The sequence below is a fragment of the Pseudomonas neustonica genome, assembly GCF_003797945.1.
Lineage (GTDB): Bacteria > Pseudomonadota > Gammaproteobacteria > Pseudomonadales > Pseudomonadaceae > Halopseudomonas > Halopseudomonas neustonica.
In genome coordinates this window covers 363,662-381,422 of sequence record NZ_RKKU01000001.1, presented here as the reverse complement: position 1 = coordinate 381,422, position 17,761 = coordinate 363,662, and the positions used below count along the sequence as shown (strand labels likewise).

37 protein-coding genes are annotated in these 17,761 nt (G+C 56.7%); 23 read left to right on the top strand and 14 right to left on the bottom strand.

Going from position 1 to position 17,761, the window contains the following annotated elements; translation table 11 throughout:
- Nucleotides 1–15 precede the first annotated feature (15 nt).
- The 14 genes from EF096_RS01875 to EF096_RS01810 all read right to left on the bottom strand — a co-directional run bounded on the left by EF096_RS01875 (nucleotide 16) and on the right by EF096_RS01810 (nucleotide 7,316).
- Nucleotides 16–759, bottom strand: coding sequence for a hypothetical protein (locus EF096_RS01875; protein ID WP_235869594.1), 744 nt, complete (start codon nucleotides 757–759; stop codon nucleotides 16–18).
- Nucleotides 759–1,130, bottom strand: a complete 372-nt coding sequence (locus EF096_RS01870) for a hypothetical protein (RefSeq protein ID WP_123887900.1) — start codon at nucleotides 1,128–1,130, stop codon at nucleotides 759–761. Before EF096_RS01870 ends, EF096_RS01875 begins: the two co-directional genes overlap by 1 nt.
- 302 nt (nucleotides 1,131–1,432) lie before the next feature.
- On the bottom strand, nucleotides 1,433–1,984 hold the full coding sequence (locus EF096_RS01865; protein ID WP_123887899.1) for a hypothetical protein: 552 nt from the start codon (nucleotides 1,982–1,984) through the stop codon (nucleotides 1,433–1,435).
- Nucleotides 1,985–1,987: 3 nt separating this feature from the next.
- Nucleotides 1,988–2,284 (bottom strand): hypothetical protein, encoded by a 297-nt coding sequence (locus EF096_RS01860; RefSeq protein WP_123887898.1) that lies wholly within the window; start codon nucleotides 2,282–2,284, stop codon nucleotides 1,988–1,990.
- Complete coding sequence (locus EF096_RS01855) at nucleotides 2,281–2,481, bottom strand: hypothetical protein (protein ID WP_123887897.1); 201 nt, start codon at nucleotides 2,479–2,481, stop codon at nucleotides 2,281–2,283. Before EF096_RS01855 ends, EF096_RS01860 begins: the two co-directional genes overlap by 4 nt.
- On the bottom strand, nucleotides 2,474–2,827 hold the full coding sequence (locus tag EF096_RS01850; RefSeq protein WP_123887896.1) for a DUF1064 domain-containing protein: 354 nt from the start codon (nucleotides 2,825–2,827) through the stop codon (nucleotides 2,474–2,476). Before EF096_RS01850 ends, EF096_RS01855 begins: the two co-directional genes overlap by 8 nt.
- Nucleotides 2,828–2,858: 31 nt before the next feature.
- Nucleotides 2,859–3,845 carry a tyrosine-type recombinase/integrase gene (locus tag EF096_RS01845; RefSeq protein ID WP_123887895.1) on the bottom strand — a complete coding sequence of 329 codons (987 nt, stop codon included), beginning with the start codon at nucleotides 3,843–3,845 and terminating at the stop codon, nucleotides 2,859–2,861.
- A 5-nt stretch (nucleotides 3,846–3,850) separates the two neighbouring features.
- Nucleotides 3,851–4,105: a hypothetical protein gene (locus EF096_RS01840; RefSeq protein WP_123887894.1), complete on the bottom strand. Its 255-nt coding sequence runs from the start codon at nucleotides 4,103–4,105 to the stop codon at nucleotides 3,851–3,853.
- On the bottom strand, nucleotides 4,102–4,476 hold the full coding sequence (locus tag EF096_RS01835; protein WP_123887893.1) for a hypothetical protein: 375 nt from the start codon (nucleotides 4,474–4,476) through the stop codon (nucleotides 4,102–4,104). Before EF096_RS01835 ends, EF096_RS01840 begins: the two co-directional genes overlap by 4 nt.
- Nucleotides 4,473–4,793, bottom strand: coding sequence for a hypothetical protein (locus EF096_RS01830; RefSeq protein WP_123887892.1), 321 nt, complete (start codon nucleotides 4,791–4,793; stop codon nucleotides 4,473–4,475). Before EF096_RS01830 ends, EF096_RS01835 begins: the two co-directional genes overlap by 4 nt.
- 2 nt (nucleotides 4,794–4,795) lie before the next feature.
- The gene (locus EF096_RS01825; protein ID WP_123887891.1) at nucleotides 4,796–5,476 is read right to left on the bottom strand and encodes a replication protein P; all 681 of its coding nucleotides are present in this window, start codon (nucleotides 5,474–5,476) and stop codon (nucleotides 4,796–4,798) included.
- On the bottom strand, nucleotides 5,473–6,213 hold the full coding sequence (locus tag EF096_RS01820) for a DnaT-like ssDNA-binding domain-containing protein (protein WP_123887890.1): 741 nt from the start codon (nucleotides 6,211–6,213) through the stop codon (nucleotides 5,473–5,475). The genes EF096_RS01825 and EF096_RS01820 overlap by 4 nt, the downstream gene beginning before the upstream one ends.
- Entirely contained in the window at nucleotides 6,213–6,926 is a 714-nt protein-coding gene (locus EF096_RS01815) for a phage antirepressor KilAC domain-containing protein (RefSeq protein ID WP_235869593.1), read from the bottom strand. Before EF096_RS01815 ends, EF096_RS01820 begins: the two co-directional genes overlap by 1 nt.
- 159 nt (nucleotides 6,927–7,085) lie before the next feature.
- A complete protein-coding gene (locus tag EF096_RS01810) occupies nucleotides 7,086–7,316 on the bottom strand; it encodes a transcriptional regulator (protein WP_123887889.1) in 231 nt (76 codons plus the stop codon).
- A gap of 100 nt (nucleotides 7,317–7,416) precedes the next feature.
- Between EF096_RS01810 and EF096_RS01805 the strand changes: the two genes are divergently transcribed.
- The 23 genes from EF096_RS01805 to EF096_RS01695 all read left to right on the top strand — a co-directional run bounded on the left by EF096_RS01805 (nucleotide 7,417) and on the right by EF096_RS01695 (nucleotide 17,732).
- Nucleotides 7,417–8,076 carry a LexA family protein gene (locus tag EF096_RS01805; protein WP_158611223.1) on the top strand — a complete coding sequence of 220 codons (660 nt, stop codon included), beginning with the start codon at nucleotides 7,417–7,419 and terminating at the stop codon, nucleotides 8,074–8,076.
- A 300-nt stretch (nucleotides 8,077–8,376) separates the two neighbouring features.
- Nucleotides 8,377–8,685, top strand: a complete 309-nt coding sequence (locus tag EF096_RS01800; RefSeq protein WP_123887887.1) for a hypothetical protein — start codon at nucleotides 8,377–8,379, stop codon at nucleotides 8,683–8,685.
- The gene (locus EF096_RS01795; protein WP_123887886.1) at nucleotides 8,682–9,449 is read left to right on the top strand and encodes a DUF1828 domain-containing protein; all 768 of its coding nucleotides are present in this window, start codon (nucleotides 8,682–8,684) and stop codon (nucleotides 9,447–9,449) included. The genes EF096_RS01800 and EF096_RS01795 overlap by 4 nt, the downstream gene beginning before the upstream one ends.
- A gap of 430 nt (nucleotides 9,450–9,879) precedes the next feature.
- The gene (locus tag EF096_RS01790) at nucleotides 9,880–10,026 is read left to right on the top strand and encodes a DUF1391 family protein (RefSeq protein WP_123887885.1); all 147 of its coding nucleotides are present in this window, start codon (nucleotides 9,880–9,882) and stop codon (nucleotides 10,024–10,026) included.
- 129 nt (nucleotides 10,027–10,155) lie between these two features.
- On the top strand, nucleotides 10,156–10,341 hold the full coding sequence (locus EF096_RS01785) for a carbon storage regulator (protein WP_123887884.1): 186 nt from the start codon (nucleotides 10,156–10,158) through the stop codon (nucleotides 10,339–10,341).
- A gap of 102 nt (nucleotides 10,342–10,443) precedes the next feature.
- Entirely contained in the window at nucleotides 10,444–10,824 is a 381-nt protein-coding gene (locus EF096_RS01780) for a response regulator transcription factor (protein ID WP_123887883.1), read from the top strand.
- Between the two features lie 11 nt (nucleotides 10,825–10,835).
- Nucleotides 10,836–11,129 (top strand): hypothetical protein, encoded by a 294-nt coding sequence (locus tag EF096_RS01775; RefSeq protein ID WP_123887882.1) that lies wholly within the window; start codon nucleotides 10,836–10,838, stop codon nucleotides 11,127–11,129.
- On the top strand, nucleotides 11,126–11,338 hold the full coding sequence (locus EF096_RS01770) for a hypothetical protein (RefSeq protein WP_123887881.1): 213 nt from the start codon (nucleotides 11,126–11,128) through the stop codon (nucleotides 11,336–11,338). Before EF096_RS01775 ends, EF096_RS01770 begins: the two co-directional genes overlap by 4 nt.
- A gap of 82 nt (nucleotides 11,339–11,420) precedes the next feature.
- Nucleotides 11,421–11,816, top strand: a complete 396-nt coding sequence (locus EF096_RS01765; protein WP_158611222.1) for a DUF7768 domain-containing protein — start codon at nucleotides 11,421–11,423, stop codon at nucleotides 11,814–11,816.
- A gap of 33 nt (nucleotides 11,817–11,849) precedes the next feature.
- The gene (locus tag EF096_RS01760) at nucleotides 11,850–12,098 is read left to right on the top strand and encodes a hypothetical protein (RefSeq protein WP_123887879.1); all 249 of its coding nucleotides are present in this window, start codon (nucleotides 11,850–11,852) and stop codon (nucleotides 12,096–12,098) included.
- A gap of 110 nt (nucleotides 12,099–12,208) precedes the next feature.
- Entirely contained in the window at nucleotides 12,209–12,484 is a 276-nt protein-coding gene (locus tag EF096_RS01755; RefSeq protein ID WP_123887878.1) for a hypothetical protein, read from the top strand.
- A gap of 4 nt (nucleotides 12,485–12,488) precedes the next feature.
- Complete coding sequence (locus EF096_RS01750; protein ID WP_123887877.1) at nucleotides 12,489–12,803, top strand: hypothetical protein; 315 nt, start codon at nucleotides 12,489–12,491, stop codon at nucleotides 12,801–12,803.
- 2 nt (nucleotides 12,804–12,805) lie between these two features.
- A complete protein-coding gene (locus EF096_RS01745; RefSeq protein ID WP_123887876.1) occupies nucleotides 12,806–13,270 on the top strand; it encodes a hypothetical protein in 465 nt (154 codons plus the stop codon).
- Between the two features lie 29 nt (nucleotides 13,271–13,299).
- Nucleotides 13,300–14,124, top strand: coding sequence for an N-6 DNA methylase (locus tag EF096_RS01740; RefSeq protein ID WP_123887875.1), 825 nt, complete (start codon nucleotides 13,300–13,302; stop codon nucleotides 14,122–14,124).
- A gap of 12 nt (nucleotides 14,125–14,136) precedes the next feature.
- Entirely contained in the window at nucleotides 14,137–14,784 is a 648-nt protein-coding gene (locus EF096_RS01735; protein WP_123887874.1) for an HNH endonuclease signature motif containing protein, read from the top strand.
- Nucleotides 14,768–15,007, top strand: coding sequence for a hypothetical protein (locus EF096_RS01730; RefSeq protein ID WP_123887873.1), 240 nt, complete (start codon nucleotides 14,768–14,770; stop codon nucleotides 15,005–15,007). The genes EF096_RS01735 and EF096_RS01730 overlap by 17 nt, the downstream gene beginning before the upstream one ends.
- A 35-nt stretch (nucleotides 15,008–15,042) precedes the next feature.
- Nucleotides 15,043–15,903, top strand: coding sequence for a DNA cytosine methyltransferase (locus EF096_RS01725; protein ID WP_256671207.1), 861 nt, complete (start codon nucleotides 15,043–15,045; stop codon nucleotides 15,901–15,903).
- On the top strand, nucleotides 15,900–16,085 hold the full coding sequence (locus tag EF096_RS01720; protein WP_123887871.1) for a hypothetical protein: 186 nt from the start codon (nucleotides 15,900–15,902) through the stop codon (nucleotides 16,083–16,085). Before EF096_RS01725 ends, EF096_RS01720 begins: the two co-directional genes overlap by 4 nt.
- A complete protein-coding gene (locus EF096_RS01715; RefSeq protein WP_123887870.1) occupies nucleotides 16,078–16,713 on the top strand; it encodes a hypothetical protein in 636 nt (211 codons plus the stop codon). The genes EF096_RS01720 and EF096_RS01715 overlap by 8 nt, the downstream gene beginning before the upstream one ends.
- A 3-nt stretch (nucleotides 16,714–16,716) precedes the next feature.
- Complete coding sequence (locus tag EF096_RS01710) at nucleotides 16,717–16,914, top strand: hypothetical protein (protein ID WP_123887869.1); 198 nt, start codon at nucleotides 16,717–16,719, stop codon at nucleotides 16,912–16,914.
- Nucleotides 16,907–17,251, top strand: a complete 345-nt coding sequence (locus tag EF096_RS01705) for a hypothetical protein (protein ID WP_123887868.1) — start codon at nucleotides 16,907–16,909, stop codon at nucleotides 17,249–17,251. Before EF096_RS01710 ends, EF096_RS01705 begins: the two co-directional genes overlap by 8 nt.
- Nucleotides 17,248–17,469 carry a hypothetical protein gene (locus tag EF096_RS01700; protein WP_123887867.1) on the top strand — a complete coding sequence of 74 codons (222 nt, stop codon included), beginning with the start codon at nucleotides 17,248–17,250 and terminating at the stop codon, nucleotides 17,467–17,469. The genes EF096_RS01705 and EF096_RS01700 overlap by 4 nt, the downstream gene beginning before the upstream one ends.
- Complete coding sequence (locus tag EF096_RS01695) at nucleotides 17,466–17,732, top strand: ATP-binding protein (protein WP_123887866.1); 267 nt, start codon at nucleotides 17,466–17,468, stop codon at nucleotides 17,730–17,732. Before EF096_RS01700 ends, EF096_RS01695 begins: the two co-directional genes overlap by 4 nt.
- Nucleotides 17,733–17,761: the final 29 nt, after the last annotated feature.

Here is a 17,761-nt window from a genome sequence, read left to right as displayed (position 1 = left end):
CCCCATGGTGGTGGGTCATGCTGCTGCCCTACCGCCTACGCCGAGCCTGCGAGCCAATGCCTTGTCAAAGTTGATAGGCAAGTGTTCATCAATGTATTGATCAGCAATGCCGTAGAAGTCGAAGCGCTGCGAGTAGGAAGGCTTGCGAATGAATGCCAGAACCATACGAACCTGCTCTCTCTGCTTACCGAAGCGCTCAGCGATACCAAGGGGCGTCTTACCCTTGGTCATAACAAAGAAGCGCCGGCGGTTACCGATGCTGCGCTTGCTGTTCGTGCTTCGTTGGTACACATCTGACTGAGCACCAAGACCAGATAGAATCTTCTGCATCTGACCGCGGCCTACATTGCCCATTGAATCGAGTTTCATTCCGGAGCCAGGCGCAACGTACATACCAGCGGGGAGAATGCCGCGATCTCGTAGCAGCTTCTCGCTGCGCTTCTCTCGACGGTCTCCGCCATACACCTGGGGCGCCAACCAAACAGCAGCTGGAGCAGCCTTCGATGAGTAATCCTTGAGCCGGACGGTTGCTGCTGGTCGGTTAAGCGTGGCTTTAAGCACTTCAACGCTGTTGGTGGTGAAACGTGTAGGCCTGTCGAATACCTTTTCGATCTCTTCCTTTAACTGGTCGCGCAGGTCGTATGCAGTCCAGTTAAGTGAATCGATCGTGGCAGCAGGTATGATCTTCTGGTGTAAGCGCTCGTATCGTTTGGCCTGTAGCTCAAGGCCTTTTGCTGAGACCTTGATAACGCCCGCCATTACTTACCCAACGCCTCACGTATCTCTTTGATCATGTCGATCAGGGTCATGGTCTGACGCTTATCCGCATATGCGAACCATGCGCGCACGAATACCCATGCAGGCAGACCGCAGACGAAGTGCAGGCCAGCCAGCGCGACCGAGCCATGCCACACCTCTGCCCATGCGTGCAGGTCGAACCACTGCACAACGAAGGCGCCACCGCATACCGAAGCGATGACAGTACAGATCAGGGCGACTACCCACTCACGCGTGCTCTTGGGCTGGGTCATGGCCATTACGACAATGGCCGCGAAGGTAGCGCCGAAGAAGAAGCCAGCGATCTTGGTTAGACCGAAGCCAGCCAGCGCTGTTGATGCCGGCTCGCTCATAGATTGATTCCTCATAGTGGTAGATTCCGGGGCTTGGCCCATTAGTGAGCCGTCCTTGGACTTGGCAGTGCAGTTGTCGAATCCACAGTCACGGCCACGAGCTAACCCGCCTGGAAGCAAAGGCGCCGTGGCATGACTGGAAAACTTGAATAAAAAGGCCTGATGGGGTCAGGCAAGGAGCGATGGGGACGCTGTAAATCGGGCATAAAAAAGCCCCGGCGTTTTAGGCCAGGGCTTTGGGGTGACAACTCGTGCAATATGACCAAATAGTCGCTCATCTGCTCACCGCATGCAACCACTTTCTACGCTGCTTCGCCTACTTTCAAACAATGCTCAACCAGTAGCCTCTCTACTGCCTCATGAGCATCCCGGTAACTCTCGTTCAACCACTTGTCGGTGACGCACTTCCAGCGCCGCAGCGTCCCTTCTGGCTTGCCGTCATTGTCCCAGCTGTGTAACACATAGAAGGCATCCGGCAGGCTTCGAGTACCGGTCTGTCCATTCGCGCGCTTAGGCATCACCCAGGCAGTGACAGCCTTCAACCTGAACAGGTGATGCGCTGGCGTGACGGCGTGGTGTGACAGCCAGTTGATGGCCTCCACCACTTCAGCGTTGTTGATGCTGCGCCGCGCAACCAGCGCGAACCACTGCGCCCGAGTCAGCTCTCTATGCAGCATTCCCCGCGTCATGGCGTCCTGCGTTAGCCGTTCCTCTGCACTCAAGCCAGAGCCTTCACCGCGCGTTTCAGGGAATCCCGCCTGGTACCGCATCTGCCAGCCTGACTTGGCGGTGCCATCGTTGGTCTCGATCGACATTACCCGTGCGATGCAATGGCCTGCGTCTCTGTAGATCATCGGTCAATCCCCTGTGTAGTTGCCGCGCGCGCCGTCACGCGAGCTTGATTGGTAGTGCCTCTCGGCACCCACTGGCCTATCTTGTTGCTCAACCAGCGCCTGTAGAACTTTCGTCAGGCTGAGCTGCTTGCTAAGGCAGCGGCCAAGCTGTCTGGTGATGTCTTGCTCTGCCATCGGATGCCAGCCAATGCCATCACAAGCGGTGCAATCAAGATCATGAAACACGCCTGGCGTAGTGCCCTTGCCCTTGCACACACCGCACATATCCGGCAGGCCGGTGGCTTTGCTAGCTATGCTCACTCTCCTTCCTCCCTATGAATCATCACGCACCGGTCCAGCTGATCTGGATCTGGCCCCACAAACAAACCGTCACGCGGCCCCGTCACGAAATACACCTCAACACCTCCCACCAACTTCATCGTGCGCTGATACCCGTCGTCGGTTTCCCAGATATCCAGGCCAGGCTCTACCCGCTCCCATACCGGCCAATCAATCAAAGTATTCGCGCTCCCAGCCGCTGCCCTTTTTCTTCACAGCCACGAACCGCACCGGGAACTGCTCGGCCGCTACTTTGATCTTCACCCTGGCATCATCAGTCCAAAACCCTTTTACCTCGTGTTGCTCGAGCAGCCCATCAGCGCGCATCACCGAGAAATCCGGGCTGTAAAAAGTGCTATCTGCCAGCCTGAATTTGATTCCCTCAAAGCGGTACCACAGGATTTCACCCGCGGCCTTTAGCGTGCCCAAGTACCGGTCATACGCCTGCTCTGTCTTGTTCATCTTGCCGGCCTTCAACCTGCCCAGCGCCTGCATTCTCGTCACTGAATTAGCTGTTTTCTGCATAACTTCATCCTCCCCACAGAGAAATACAGGATTACGCGCAAAGGCCCGTTGCCTCTGGCTTCGCGTCATTTGAAAGAAGTGCAGGAACAGCCACTTTTGAACCGTGCGCCTCAGCAAAACCTAACTCATCAAGCCGCGCATGCCATCGCTCTAATGCCTCCCGGCGCCGCTCCATCATGTCGCGGGTCAGGTAGGTTTCAGTGGTAACGCCCAAGGTGTGATTGATCAGCAGTTCGCCCACCATGTGATCAACGCCAATGTCTGCCAGGCTCGACCGCATCAGCTTGCGCAGGTCATGGCTTGACCACTGCCGGCCACTCACCTCACGGAACAAGGCATGCGCGCTGGTATCCGCCATGCAGTTGCCACCGCGTACCGAGAACACCCAAGCGGCCTTAAGGCGTGGATCTGGCAATGCTTGTCTGTACTTGTCCAGCAGCGCCAACACTTGCGGGGTTAGCGGTAACACATGCTCGCGGCGGCTCTTGGTGTTGGCCTCTGGTATCACCCACACACGCTCATCAAGTGACACATGAGACCAACGCGCCTTCAGCGTCTCCGCAATGCGGGTACCGTGCGCCAGCATCATCAGCGGCAACATCGCCTTGGTGGGGTCGTCTTTGAACAGGTCGACCAGCTGCCGAACCAGCCCCGCTAGATCCACGCGAGACAGCCGCGCAGGCTTGGGCCGCAGTTTGCCCTTGTAGAAATCTCGAAAGGTGGTGCCCTTCAGCGGGTTGTCCTGAATGCGCCCCTGCCCCTCAGCCATACCGAACGCTTGGCGCAGCCCCTGCAACGCCTTCTGCACACTGCGCGGCGCCAGCACCTGGTGCATGGGGAATATCAGCTTGTCATCCAGGGAAACACGGTCTACCTTCTTCAGTGGCAGCTTGCCTACCCTTGGCAGCACATGCTTACGCATCAGGCATACCATGCTGTCCCGGTACTTCTGCGAGCGGGTACCGTCATTCTCAATGCGCGTAATCCACCAGCTCACCACGTCGCCTACCGTCTTCATTGCGCTCACGCCTTACCCTCGCTTATCAGCTTGTTCAGTTGTGCCCGCACCGCCGGGCCAAGGTCGCCAAGCAACCCCAGCTCGCGTTCAACTTGGATTCGGTTCTTACGTAAGCCCAGCAGGCGGCGGGCGTTCGCCTTCACCGCGGTATCACGCTGCAGGCAGTCTTCACGCTCCTGCGACAGCTCCTGCACAACCTCATCCGGCAGGGTGGCCAGGTTCACGCCGTGGCGAATCGCTTGCCGGTTGGCTGGGGTCACTGGTGGATACTCCCTGGCTGGCCCAAAGAGTTGCTGCCACTGCAAGGAAGCTCGTGATCGGTGGCTTTAGGGCATCGCTTGTTTCCGCAGATTGGGCAAACGATCATCCGGTCAAGCACAAGCGGACCACTCGGCCATAAAGGCCTTCCCTTGTAGCATTTGTGGCAGTTTCCACAGCCTTTAAGCTGTTCTTCTGGTGGCAGTAAGCGATTTAGCAGCCGGAGTTTTGAAGCCTCATTGCGAGCACTTATTAACTCTTCCATGAGAGTGTTTCTTGTGCGGATAGCAGCGATCCCATAGCCAATGTAGAACCCCACCACCAGGGCGCTTATTACGCCGTAAAAGAAATTGAAGTAGTCGCCCATGCTCATACCCCCTCCTTGACCGTGATGCCGGCGGCGGTGAGGGCGGCATTTACTGCAGCGATGTATTTAGCCTCGTTGAAGCAACCCCCTTCTACGTCAGGGAAATATTCGACGTAGGTCTCTGAGCGCGGATTGGGTAATGCCCTCACCAGTGCGGCGCGGTAAACCTGATAACCAACCCAGCATCCCTGCACATACTCGTTTTCATAGTCGGCCTCGCCCTCTGCGCGTTTGAGCCAAGGGGTATCGATGATGCCAATCACCGGGTGATACATTTCAAGCATTTGAGCCTCAAACGCTACCCGTAGGTTCTCGTATTCCATACTCAACACCTCCCCTGCAAAGTCGCCCGCATCGCATCGAGCGCAGACCGCGCCTTTGCTCGGTCGCCCAGCTTTGGCAAAGCCTTCTGGTCTGGTGGTGGCGGTTCACTCAGCACAGCGCCGCTCATCAGCTGCTTTTGAACCTGCTGGTAAGCCTTTTCAAACTTGAGCCGCGAGGTTTGCCCAGGCAGCGTCAGCAGGCTGTGGCGGCCACACGCCAGCGTCGCGTGAAATACCGCCTTGTGTGTCCACTTCTCATTCCCTATCGATGCCGGATGAGAGTTTCGCAGCGCCTCGCGGTAGGCCTGTTCTAGTGGTGGAAGGCCCAGCTCTTCCGGCTCAAACTGGCACCAGCCCACAAACTCGCCAAGCGAAGGCAGGAACGCAGCAGCCTTGCCTGTTCGCGCCCGGCAAACACGCTTGCCCCGGTCGATCTGCTCCTTGTGCACAACGCCAGCCTCAACAAGCGCCTTGGTCCACTCTTGCTTTGCAGCGTCTAGCGTCGCCTTATCCGGCCAGTCACGGTGGTGTGCAGGGCAAATAATCATCAGGTCGGAAAACAGACGGTTGAGAATCTTCGCGTCATCAGCGGTCAGCTCCCGCGCCGGCTTGCGGTTCTCTGGCAGCGTCGGCAGCACCCCGTTCTCGGTAATGCCCTTGGTTAGATCGTCGATGGTTTTCATACCTCAACCCCCTTGATCCAGCTCGTATCGTCCGGATCAGGGAGTTGCGGGCGACCGCTCGGGAAAGGCACAACGCGTTGCGCGTTCGCCTTGTCACGCTTAATCCAGTTGACGAGGCCGCTCACGAACTCAGCCTCGGTCTTGATCGTGCGTTTGGCGTTGTGATGCACGATGAACTGGCCAATAGCCTCAGTGGTGAATAGCTCAAGCGGCACGCCAGCGGTTTTTGCGTAGGCAGCCAGCAGGCGATCAGGTGGCGCCCATTTCAACGGCATGCCGCACGCCGCGCCCTGCGAGAGAGAGGGGTTTAATATCTTCTCTTCTTTAGGTAACGCGGTTTCTACCGGATCGCTAACGCTCTCTGCGTTACCTTTTGCGTTAGCGTTGGCAGTCACAACCTTGTGTGATGCAACACGTTTAGCGGTTAACGCCCTGTTTTTAGCGGTTTTTCCGTTATGACGGCAGAAATTTGGCAGGGATATCGATTTTCCGTCGTCATCCATCCAGCCAACGGAAACCATGCACTCGCAAAAGTTGTTAACGCCAACCAAACGATTGAGTAATTTTTTAGTAACGCTCGGAGCGTTACCGTTTTCAGTCTGTTGATCGAACCAACCCCACACGCGCAGCAGCTTACCCACCACGGCATCGATATCGATATCCGCCATGTCGGCTATTTGGCAAACCTCTGGCTTGTCGAGAGTGGCCACTTCAAATTTGATCCAGTCACCGGCCATCAGTTGCGCCCTCCCAGCTTCTGAGCCAACACCACCAAACCTCGCGGCGTGACACGCACCTGTGACGCAACCCGCTGCTCGCCGTCGTCACCAACGCCAATCACTGACGTCTTGTGCCACAGCAGGCCCTGGGAAAGGCGCGGTTCAAACGCGATCCAGCGCGTAGAACCGGTGCGGCGATATATCCAGCGGTTCTCACGCAGCCAATCGATCAGCGCCTTAGGCTGCATGCCAATGTGTTTTGCCGCATCGGTCATGCAGAGCGTGCCTTTGGCGTCCGCAATGCGTTCAAGCGCCTGCACCTTCGGCTCCTGCTCTTTCACCACAAGGCGCAGTGAATTGTTCTGCTCTGCCAGGTCAGCAGCCAGACGTAAGGCTTCAGGAAGGGATTGGGGGATGTGGCGCTGCTGGTTGCGTAGCTCATTGAGCCGGGTAGTAACGGATCGGCGCACAGCCTTTGATTCACGCATCAGCACCCACAGGCACTGATCAAGGTTGAGCCGCAAATCGCGGGACTCAGTCTGGTTCGGGTTCTTCACTACGAAAGTTTCGTAGTGCTCGCCTTCCAGCTCATCCTCACAGCGGGATATAAAGTCATTGCGACGGACAGCCCGCTCGCCATAACTCTCACGCGCCTGGTTGACCAGCGCCAGCAGCTCACTGGATTGCATAGTGCACTCCTGGCTATTGCTCATCATCAAGTCAGTTGTCATAATCACCTCGTCTAGTAAGCCCCGGCCGGGCGCCCACCCATCAAAGCCGGGGTTTTTTATTGCCTGAAATTCAGTGGCCAGCATTACTGGATACCCACACAGCACTATCAGCGCACTTATAGTGCGATGAAGATTCGCGGATACTTTGTGTTGTGGGAGTCATGCGGCGGCCAGCTCTGGCCAGATGACAGACCAGTCGTCAGGGCGCAGTTGCTTGCGGGTTACTTGCCCTTTCGTCACCAGCTCAAGCCGTGACGCCACCTCAGGCGAAGCCGGTCGGTTGCCGTAACCGATCTGGCGCAAATGGCCCCGCGTAGTGCCGGTTTCGGCCACCGATTTGTCATTCGCAGACTTGAGCCAATCAAGCAGCTCGATGTGTTTTGTACGCATTGGGTTTCCTCCGTTATGCGCATAGATTAGCGTTTGCTAATGGAACAGGCAATAGCAAACCGTAATTTACCCTTTGCTAAAAATGATGGATCATCTACCGATGGATACGAACCAATTACGAGTTGAGGCCTTGCGCCGCTTGATGGGGGATCTATCGCAGATAGATTTCGCGGAAAAGTACGACCTGAATGCCTCCTACATTTCTCAGCTCCTTACTGGGGCGCGAAGCTTCGGTGAGCGAGCCGCCAGAAACATGGAGCGCAAGATAGGGTTAGTGGACGGCGTGCTTTCGCGGCCCGCGATGCCTGGCGAGAGCGGACAGGAATCCAATGTTGTAGCGGCTTTTCAGCCGGACAGGTACAGGAGGTACCCAGTTATCAGCGAAGTTCAAGCAGGGGAATGGACCGACATAATTGAGCAATTCCACCCTGGCGATGCTGAAGAGTGGCAAGGCAGTCCGAAAGACGCAGGCGATTTCGGGTTCTGGCTTCGCGTCACTAACGACTCGATGACATCGTCGTCAGGCAAGAGTTTTCCCGAAGGGATGCTTGTTCTCGTCAACCCTACTCTTGATGTAATGCCTGGCAATTTCGTTGTGGCCAAGCTGACCGACTCCAACAAAGCTACCTTCAAGCAGTACATTGAGGACGCCAGCGGAAAGTACCTTAAGCCGTTGAATCCCTCTTACCGCATGATACCTATCAACGGGAACTGCCGGTTCGTTGGGCGCGTGGTAGAGGCCAAGTGGGCCGATCTATAGCCCGCGCCGTGCTGGCTTGGAATGCGCGTAAGTTGTGAGCGAGCTGTACTTGATTGGCGTTGCGTTTAGCGAAAAATAAACACGGAGGTTAAAGTGGCAAAGGCTGGCCAGATCCCCTATTCAGATGCTATGTCCGCTATCGCGCTACCGAAGGTATGGCAGGGCAGCTTAGGGATTCGTTGGCAATTCAGGGCAGGCGGCAGCGGCTCCCCTGAATCCCACAGTGCTAGAACTACGCTGTCTATCAATGGCGTTACGCAAGAAGGTTTTTTCGTTGATGTCTTTCACAAAGAAAGCTTCTTGCCCCACGTTCCTGACAAGGTTGCCTTCGCGCTGGTTGCGTTCGGCGCACGGGTTCTGTGTCTCGACGAGAACGGAGTCAGCAATCACGTCAACATGGTTGGCAAAGGCCTGCCACACTATGGCTTACGGCCTGATCATCCCCATCTTCATATTCCTGTACCGGAAAGCTGCTCTGGTTACGCAGAGCCCGTTGATCGAGCAGACCTTGCCATTCTCTGGCGGTATTTCTTGGAGCGTGCCAATATTAGTGGAGGGCCGGAATTCCGACTCCCACCCAAGGATGAACAACAGATGGGCCTACTATGAACTGCGACCAAGCATGCAATCAGCTCGGATTTCACTGCAAGCCAGTGGCTGACGGCTTGCTTTATGTAGAGTCGCCCCTAGCCCTGTCTTTCGATGGAATGCTTATCGGCGCCTACATCCAGGATCTGGGGCGCGGCCTAGTCCGCATCACCGATAACGCCGACATTATCTTCACGGCGATGACTCACGGATTGAAAACCGACAAACGCCGCGCAAGGAGCTTTGAGCGTATAGCGCGCAATAGCGGCATTGATCTGTCGGAGAACGGAGAGCTGCACGCCACATGCAAATCCTCGGAGTCTGGCTTTTTCTTCGCACGGTTCATTGAGGCAGCCTGTCGTATTGGTGACGTTTGTGATGCTGCGTTGGTCGTTCCTGCGCCGAAGTTTGAATCGACTGTGGCAAAAGTCCTAGCGAGCAAGTTCAAGAAGCGCGTGAAGCGCTCCTTCGTAGCTACTGGCGCTAGCGGACACCAGCTGAACTTCCCCTTCGTTCTAGACCAAGGGACAGAGCACCAAATGGTTATTCAAGCTATATCGTCCGGCACCGGCGGCAAGCCAAACTGGGGCAGCATCTACGGAACGATTGGAAAAATGGGCGACCTCAGAAACGCTGGCGACAGAAGCCGGAGAACGATCATTCTTGAAGACGGTGACGAAGACACTATTCAGCAGGCAACTGTCGCGCTTGCAGAGATCGCCTCGATCATCATCTACGATGGTGACGATGAGAAGCTGGAGTACGCCCTCAAGGCTGCAGCCTAGCAGTACCACCCAAGCCCGCCCCGCGCGGGCTTTTTTGTGCCCTCCCCCAGCCCGCCTTGTGCGGTTTTTTTGTGCCTTTTGTAAATTATTTAGCATTTGCTATTGCGCACGTCATTACTGTTTGCTAAATTTACTCCCAAGCCAGCAACAAACGGCCCAGGGCTCGACCCGCCGTTCTTTACACAACTTGGGAACCTCGCTTCGGAATCCCCGCAAGGGCACAGAGCGAGCAATAAATTTCCGAACCATGCCAGCTCTGGAACTGGCCGTGACTCCACATGCAGTCACGCGAAGTCACTCAAGCCAGCCGCGAAGAACCCAGTAGGTGACGCGGCCAGAGATACGAATCCGGCGACGCGAGTGATGGAGAAAAGATTTCCTCGATGGCCTTGGCAACAGGGCCATCAGGAAAATCGAACAGGAGAAGATGATGAAAACTATCAACCAAGGCAATAACGAAACCCTGTCACGCGGAGTTGTACCGGAGCGCGACGGAACATTCACAGCGCTGAGTTTTAGCGCTAGCAAGAACTTCAAAACTCGCGCCAGCGCAGAGCGCTGGCTTGCTAAGCGCTAATGGCTTCGATTCTTTGCGGCTCTGGCAATGCGGCAGAGTTGTGAACCGCTTCACTCAAGCCCAGAGATTTAGCCAAACCAGCGCCAGCAGGGGTAGGTACATTATCAGCAGGCAACCAAGGAGAAGGACATGCTCACACTGTCACGCAAGATAGGCGAAACCATCATCATCAGCGCAGGCGGCCACCAAATTGAGATTACCGTTCAAGCCGTGCACGGTAACCAGGTAAGGCTGGCAACTGCTGCACCAAAATGCGTAGCCGTTGACCGCAAAGAGATCTACCAGCGCAAGATGGCAGGCGTTCCTCACGTCTAGCACCGCTTTACCCGTCCAGAATTACCCCCTCTAACCCCGCAACCACCGCGGGGTTCTTTTTGCTTGTTCGTTCATCGTGCGGCGCGCCGCAAGGAGTATGCAATGACCACACTTTCAACTGAGCATTGGCAGGGCGTTACAGGCCTGCTCAGCCCCCGTGAGCTCGACTTTACCCTTCGCGTTGCTGAGGGCAAGACGGACAAGCAAATCGCCAAAGAGGTTGGCCTGGCACCAGACAGCGTGCGCAAGCGCGTCTACAGCGCCATGTTCAAGCTGGGCGCCAGCAGGCGGGCACAGTTGGTAGCTGAGGCTATGCGCCGCGCCATCATCACACCGCTGATTCTGTTTCTCGCGGTCTGCTGCGTAGTGGTCAACAGCACGCCCGACACACAGCAGCACCGCGCCCCCCGTACCAAGCTGACTCGCCACAAGGGCGGCGGTCGTCGAGAAGACCCTTTCTTTAACCCCTTCGATTTCGTGTAACAGGAGGCAGCATGCTGACCAAAGACCAGGCCCTTAAATTCATGGCTTACCGAGTGCTGATGCTGGAGCAGGCAAACACGCTTGAAGATCTCTACACGCTCGAAGAAATGGCCGTCAACGATCTTAACTACATCAGCCGCCAGCGGGTCATGCAGCCGGTAGAAGTTGGCACCGAGCGGCGACGAGTAGAGGCAACCACAAACCATCGTGCAGGCGAGCTAGAGCGAGAAGCCATGGCGTCAAAGACGGTTTGCTTGGCTCTGGGTCGCATGATGAGGCCTGCAGCGGCAGGCGGTGCACGGTGAGCGCCTGCATCAGCGATACCGTAGCAGAGATAAGACAAGCGGCAGGAAAAAACACCTCGCTTGTAATGCACCTGCCAGAAGACGGCACCCTGATCTGGATCGGCCCGGACGAAGAGCACGCACTCAGCGTAATCGTCGCAGCCGGTGCAGAGGTTGCCCAGCACCGAGCGCGTGAGCGCCAGCAGAGGCCGCCACCATGCTCAGACTGATTCTATGGGAAGCCGCGGGTTTCCTCGCATTCTGGGGCGCCATCTTAGCGGGCTTTGCCGCCGCCAACTCAATAGGCCAACTATGAAAAAGCAACCAATGCCGGTGGTGTATGTCGCCGGGCCGTATCGTGCGGAGTCGCGCGCAGGCGTAACGCTCAACATTCAGGCCGCTCGTGCCGTGGGTCTTGCAGCTATCCGCAAGGGCTGGTCTCCCATCATCCCTCACGCCAATACCGGCGACCTAGATGTGGTTGATCCAGATATAGGTGATCGCTTCTGGCTCGCTGCAACGCTCGAGCTGATGACGCGCTGTGATGCTGTATTGCTCTGCCCTGGCTGGGAGTGCTCAGCAGGCACCCTGGCAGAGATTGCCGAAGCGCATAGCCAAGGCATACCGGTGTTCCAGACCTGCAGCGCCCTGCCCCTTGCAGATGATTGGGGTCAGCAAGAGCAAGTTGAGATTACCGCCGAAGCCTAACCCACCCTCCCCGTTAAGGGATATGGAGACGCAATGGCAAAGACAGATGCCGAGCGCCAGAAGGAAAAGCGAGCGCGCGACAAGCTGAAAGCCGAAGAGCGCCGCGCCCGCCTGCTGGCCTACAGCCTCAAGGTTGAGGTGTACCAGGGCACGGCAGACCACCTCGAGCGGATCAAGCAGGTAACCGGCATCGACGAGGTGCATGACCTGTTGACCCGCGCAATCCACAACATAAGCCGCCTTGATGACGCAGCGCTGCGGGACTTTCTCGCAAAGCCATAGCGTCACGGCGGTGTGTCACGGTGATTTATATGGACTCAATCAAAACGCTTTATCGGTGTGGCGAGTGCACAGAAGTGCATGACGACGAAGACGGCGCCCAGGAATGTTGCATGCCTACCGTTTCAGAAGTCTATCAATGCCCTGCATGTGAAGAGATTCACGACAGTCACGAAGAGGCCGGAAAGTGCTGCAACGCAGGCGACCTTATCCGTTGCCCCTGCTGCTCAAGGGACTACGGGCACACGCAGATCAATTCACGCGCCGTCTCTGTCGCTGGGCACTGCAACACATGCAACCCGCTGTTCACGATTGAAGAAAAGCTGCTGATCGAGGATTTGCACGTTCAGCAGACAGATCAGTTTGTAGACCTTTCGCGCGGAGCTTAACCCAATGCTACAGCAAACCATCCCAGCAGCACGGGCGGCAGAGGCTGCCCGGATATCGGCGAGTGTTGAAGAGTTTCTGGCAGCAGGTGGCAAGGTGCGCACCCTGCCCGGATTTCATAAGCGCATGCCCCGCGAACGAAGCGAAAATATGGACGAGCGCCTGCAATTGATCAGCAGGCTGCGCAGTATGGCCAGCTCTCGGTATAGCCGTCGCTACGCCGCTCAGTGCCTAAACCTCAAGGAAAGCTTGGTCTATGAGGTATCCAAGGCAAACGGCATCCGCTGGCGGTCTGACCCATCGAAAACGCATAGGGTGTAGCCATGGCCAAAGTCAGGAAGAAGAACGACAAGGCCCGCCGGCTGCTACGAGCCACTGATGCGCTACTTAGAACCAACCATGTTGTCATCGTGGATATTCACCCGACTGACCTGCAGGGGCTGATCAACTGGAAGAACTGCCGATCGGTAAAAGCTGGGCGGCAGCTGGTCGACGGGGTGTGCGACCTACCCCACCAGTGGACGATCTACCTAGCCGTGTTCTGCCTATCCCAAACGGGCGAACGCTACATCAAAGGCCAAGAGATAGAGCCGCAGGGTCGCTACAAGTCTGAGCATATCAACGACGCCATAACCCAATGCCATGACGCGCTGATAGCCACCTGCAACCCCTCCCACGTTATCGGCTACGGATGGATAGCCAGCCCTACCGGTGAGTCGCTGACCGAAGAACAGGCCGCGCGCGTGTTCGATGCCGTTGGTTGCTGGGAGCAGACGGCTGCAGCTTAACCCCTTCAGGCCGCTGGCCAGAGGTGAACATGAATGCCCGTCTCAAGCCTCCAGCAGTTACAACCGCCGAATCTCACCGTAAAGCCTTGATCAAGCTTCTGAACCAGGCCAGCCACAGGCATCACTTGTGGGAGGTTTTCGGTGACTTTATTGAAATGTCCGCTATTGCCCTGGCCAACTCAACCGACCTTACCCAGCACGAGCGCCGTGAGAAGCGATATATGCAGCTGATTGGGCGATACGAGCCAGCAGAACAGAAGCTGTTCCCCAAGATGTTCGGCGAGCTGACCCTGGCGATGGAGTTCGGCCCAGACGATGTGCTGGGCAAAGTGTTTGGAGAGCTTGAGCTGGGTAACTCCGCGCGCGGGCAGTTCTTCACGCCTTACCACCTATGCGCGCTTATAGCTCAAGTCAATGTTGGGGATGGCGAACACTGCCGCGAACTCATACGGCAGCGCGGCTTTATCAGGGTCAGCGAGCCCGCTGCAGGCGCTGGAGCAATGGTGATCGCCATGGCTGAGGTCATGACCAAGGCAGGCATCAACTACCAACAGCACATGCACGTCGTAGCGCAGGACGTAGACAGCCGCGCTGTGCACATGGCCTTTCTACAGCTATCGCTGCTGCATATCCCGGCCATTGTCGTGCTGGGCAACACGCTGACCCTGGAGGTACGCGAGCAGTGGTTCACGCCTGCCCACATCATGGGGCTTTGGGGCGTAAAGCTGGAGCGGGGTTATGCGCTGGGTAGTGAGGTGGACGCAACCCCGAGCCCGGAACCCTTGGGTTCAACACCCCCGCCAACCGCCCCACCACTTCAAACAATCAGAGAAGAGCAGTTGGTGCTCTTCTAGTCGAGGTACTCGATGGATAAAAACACAGGACGGCGGCGCTTGGAATACAAAGCGTGGACGCCGGAAGAAGATGCGTTGCTGCGCGAGCTATGGAAAACGCAATCCCTGAATCAGTGCTCGACGGCGATGGGGCGCGGAACCAGTTCTATCTATAACCGAGTGCAGAAGTTGCAACTCAAGCGCACCGATGAATACAAGGCGATCACTGGATGCGGCCAGTTCAAGCCAGGCCACAGCACGTGGAATGCCGGCAAGAAAGGCTGGAAGGCTGGCGGCCGCTCTGCTGAAACCCAGTTCAAGCTGGGCGACAGACCATCAAACACCTGGCGGCCAATCGGGGCTGAGCGGCTGAGTAAGGACGGAATACTGTTTCGCAAGGTAGCCGACACAGGTCGAAAGAAAGCTGACTGGCGAGCCGTACACGTCTTGATATGGGAAGAGCACAACGGCCAGCTGCCTGATGGCCATATCGTGATCTTCAAGGACAAAAACCGCGCCAACTTTGACCCCAGCAACCTTGAAGCCCTCACCCGTGCCGAGAGCATGCAGCGCAACAGCATAGACCGCTACGGCAGCGATTACCGAAGCGCGGCAATCAAGCTTGGCTGGTTCAAGCGCAAGCTCAATAAATTGGAGAAAGCCAATGCAAACGCTCAGTGACCTGCGCGAAATCCTCGGAAAGACCATGAATGGCGTGCTGGAAGGCAAGTACACCGTTGACCAGGCCCGTGCAGTCGCACAAGTCGCGTCCGAGGTTAACGCTTCCGCAAGGCTTGAAGTTGACATGGCTCGCGCAACGGATGGCGACTATAAGGGCTCTGGCTTCATCGAAGTTGACCCCAAGCCGCATGTTCGCCCCGCCCTCGCAAACAACCGCCAGTAGCCACCGCATAACCGAGGTAATCCCCATTGATAACCGTGAACTCGTACTTCTGCGGGGCAGGTCTTATGGATATTGGCCTTATGTCCGCCGGCCTAACCATCAATCAGGCCTTTGAGCTAGACCCTGACGCTTGCGCCACCTACCGCCATAACCTTGGCAGCCACGTTGTGCAATGCGACCTGACTAAGCAACTGGTGCTGGAGCAGGACACCTGCGATGGCATGGTGTTCACATATCCCTGCACCAAGTACAGCTCCATTGCAGACATTCACGGTACTCGTACCGGTGATGAGTTGTTCCTGCACGCACTGCGGCACCTGGCGCTAGCGCGGCCGGAGTTCTACGTGGTAGAGAACGTGCCGGGTATGCGCGCCTTCCCGATAGTCATGGAGGCCATGAGCAAGCTGCCTGATTACTACGTGCAGGTTTTCTGCCCTATTAAGTCTGAGACGTGGCTACCACAACGGCGAAACCGCTTGATCATAATCGGCACTCGGCGCCCTTTCGCCATCCGCCCGCCAGAGAACACCAAGCGCGTGCGACTTGCGGACATTGTCGAAGATGACCCACGGGTGACCATACCAAAGGCCGTGCACACCCGCATGACTGGCGGCTATCGCGACCTTCCCATCATCAGCGATCCGGTCAATGACGATCTGGCGCCAACTTGCGTAGCCCATTACGCCAAGGACAAAAGCACGCGGCTGGTGGCAGATAAGCGCTTCCCGCTCGGCGTTCGGCCGTACTCGGTCCGCGAATATGCCCGTTTGCAGGGTGTCCCTGACTGGTTCCAGTTCCCCGTATCCGACACGTCCGCGTACCGCCAAATCGGCAACGGCGTAAGCACGCCGGTTGGTGAGTGGGTCGGCAACGAAATGAAGAGGTACATGGCATGACCCCACAACTAACAGCCCGGCCACCAGAGCCGCGCATTTATATCCGCGTAGACCAGTGGATGACCGAGGCGGACTTGGTGATTCTCTGCAACAAGTGCCGCCAGCGAATAAACGATGCCCGGAGCAAGCAGCAAGCACTGGTTCCAGAGTTAATCCCATCACAGGAGCACCATCATGACTAACACAGAACTGAGCGGCGGTGATGCCGTGTTGCGTGTAGCAGTGCTAGAACAGCAGGTTGCAGCGCTTGAGGCTGAGAAGGCAGCCCGACAGCAAGCGGTGCCGGGTGGGTGGGTTCCGCTGCTAATAGAGTATGAGCCGGGCTATCCAGAGGAAGTTGCTTTTGGGCCTCAGATAATGATGGACCGGCTCAAGAAGTGGCTAGACAAGTATTTTGTGATGCTCGCAGAAGCCCGGCAGGCAGATTGTTGCCCGCCTGTGGGGAAGCTTGATATCTCCGGCATTGGTCGCGATGCAGGGCACCCAAGATCTGTAGTTCTTTACCTTCGGAACGAACCATCAGATGACGACCTGCGTACTATTCAGGAAATGTTCCGGGCAGCCCCACAGCCCTCGCCAGTCCATGCCGATGATGGCGTGAATTGGAAAGCTGTTGCTAATGAGCAGATGGAGATAATCCAAAAGCTAAAAGCAATGCCAGCCCCTGCCGCGCCGGATGTTGCTGGGTTGTGCATGCTGGTAGCTGAAACAGCTTACAAGGAAGGTGGCGGCAAAGATCGAGCTGTTCGATCTGATGTGCTACGTCAGATTGTCAATGACGCCATCGCCACCTTCCATAGGGAGGGTTGAGCTGTGCTAGAACTCGATAAAGCATTCAAAGACAGCCGCACGCGCTACATCGTTGACGACATGGAGCAGAGCAAAACCATCCTATTCAATCCGCCTGCTGACGATCTGGAAGCAGCGCTGAAGACGGGGCGCGAGGTAAGCGCTGAAGAGTGGGATCAGTTTGTCACGAAGTCTATGCGCAAGGAGCAAAGCCATGACTGATAAGCCGGAGGTGGTGGCCTGGATGATCGCCGGAATGAAAGAAGCGACAATGCATGAAGTCACGGTGATGGATTGGGATGACGAGGGCGAGCAGGTTGAAAGCCTCATCCGCCTCACCGACCACGAAGCCGCCCGCGCAGCAGACAAGGCGCGGATTGCGGAGTTGGTCGAGGCATTGAGGCATTTCATTGACGCAGACTCACAGCCCTCTGGCATCTCAGGCAAGTACGGAAACGCGCTGACACAGGCTGTTGACAAATTAAAGCAGGAGCACGACCAGCGCATTGCTTTCGCGGTGGCTGCAATAGCCAAGTCAGGCAGTGGGGAGGAATCATGAGCGAAGCAACCGACAGGTACAACGCACTGCCAGATGAGCAGCGATGGATGCTTTGGGAGCTTATGTGTGAAGAGCAGATTCGCATGATTGCTCAGGACGAGAAGCGGATAAAAGCCGATTCGGATCGCGCAGTCCGAGCAGGACGAGATCGAGCAAAGCGCATCCAGCAGGAACTAGATCGACATCGCGCCCAGCAGAGCAAGAAAGGTGGAGAGTGAGCGGGCCAAAGCGAATACTGGTAACCGGTGCGTCACACGTCGGCAAGTCAGCTCTGATTGCGCTGCTTGCAGAAACGCTCAATAATCGCCGGGTTGAGCTTGTCGACCAGGCTGATATTCCGATAGTCGACCCAATGCTGGAGGATTTATCACGCATTCCGGTTCGTGATCTGCACAACCCGTCACTTCATTTCAGGCCGACCCCTTACACCCGCCAATCCAAAGGCGAGCGCAAGCGAAACAAGCGCAACCGCTGGAACTAACCCCACTCACCCACCAAAACTACATCCTG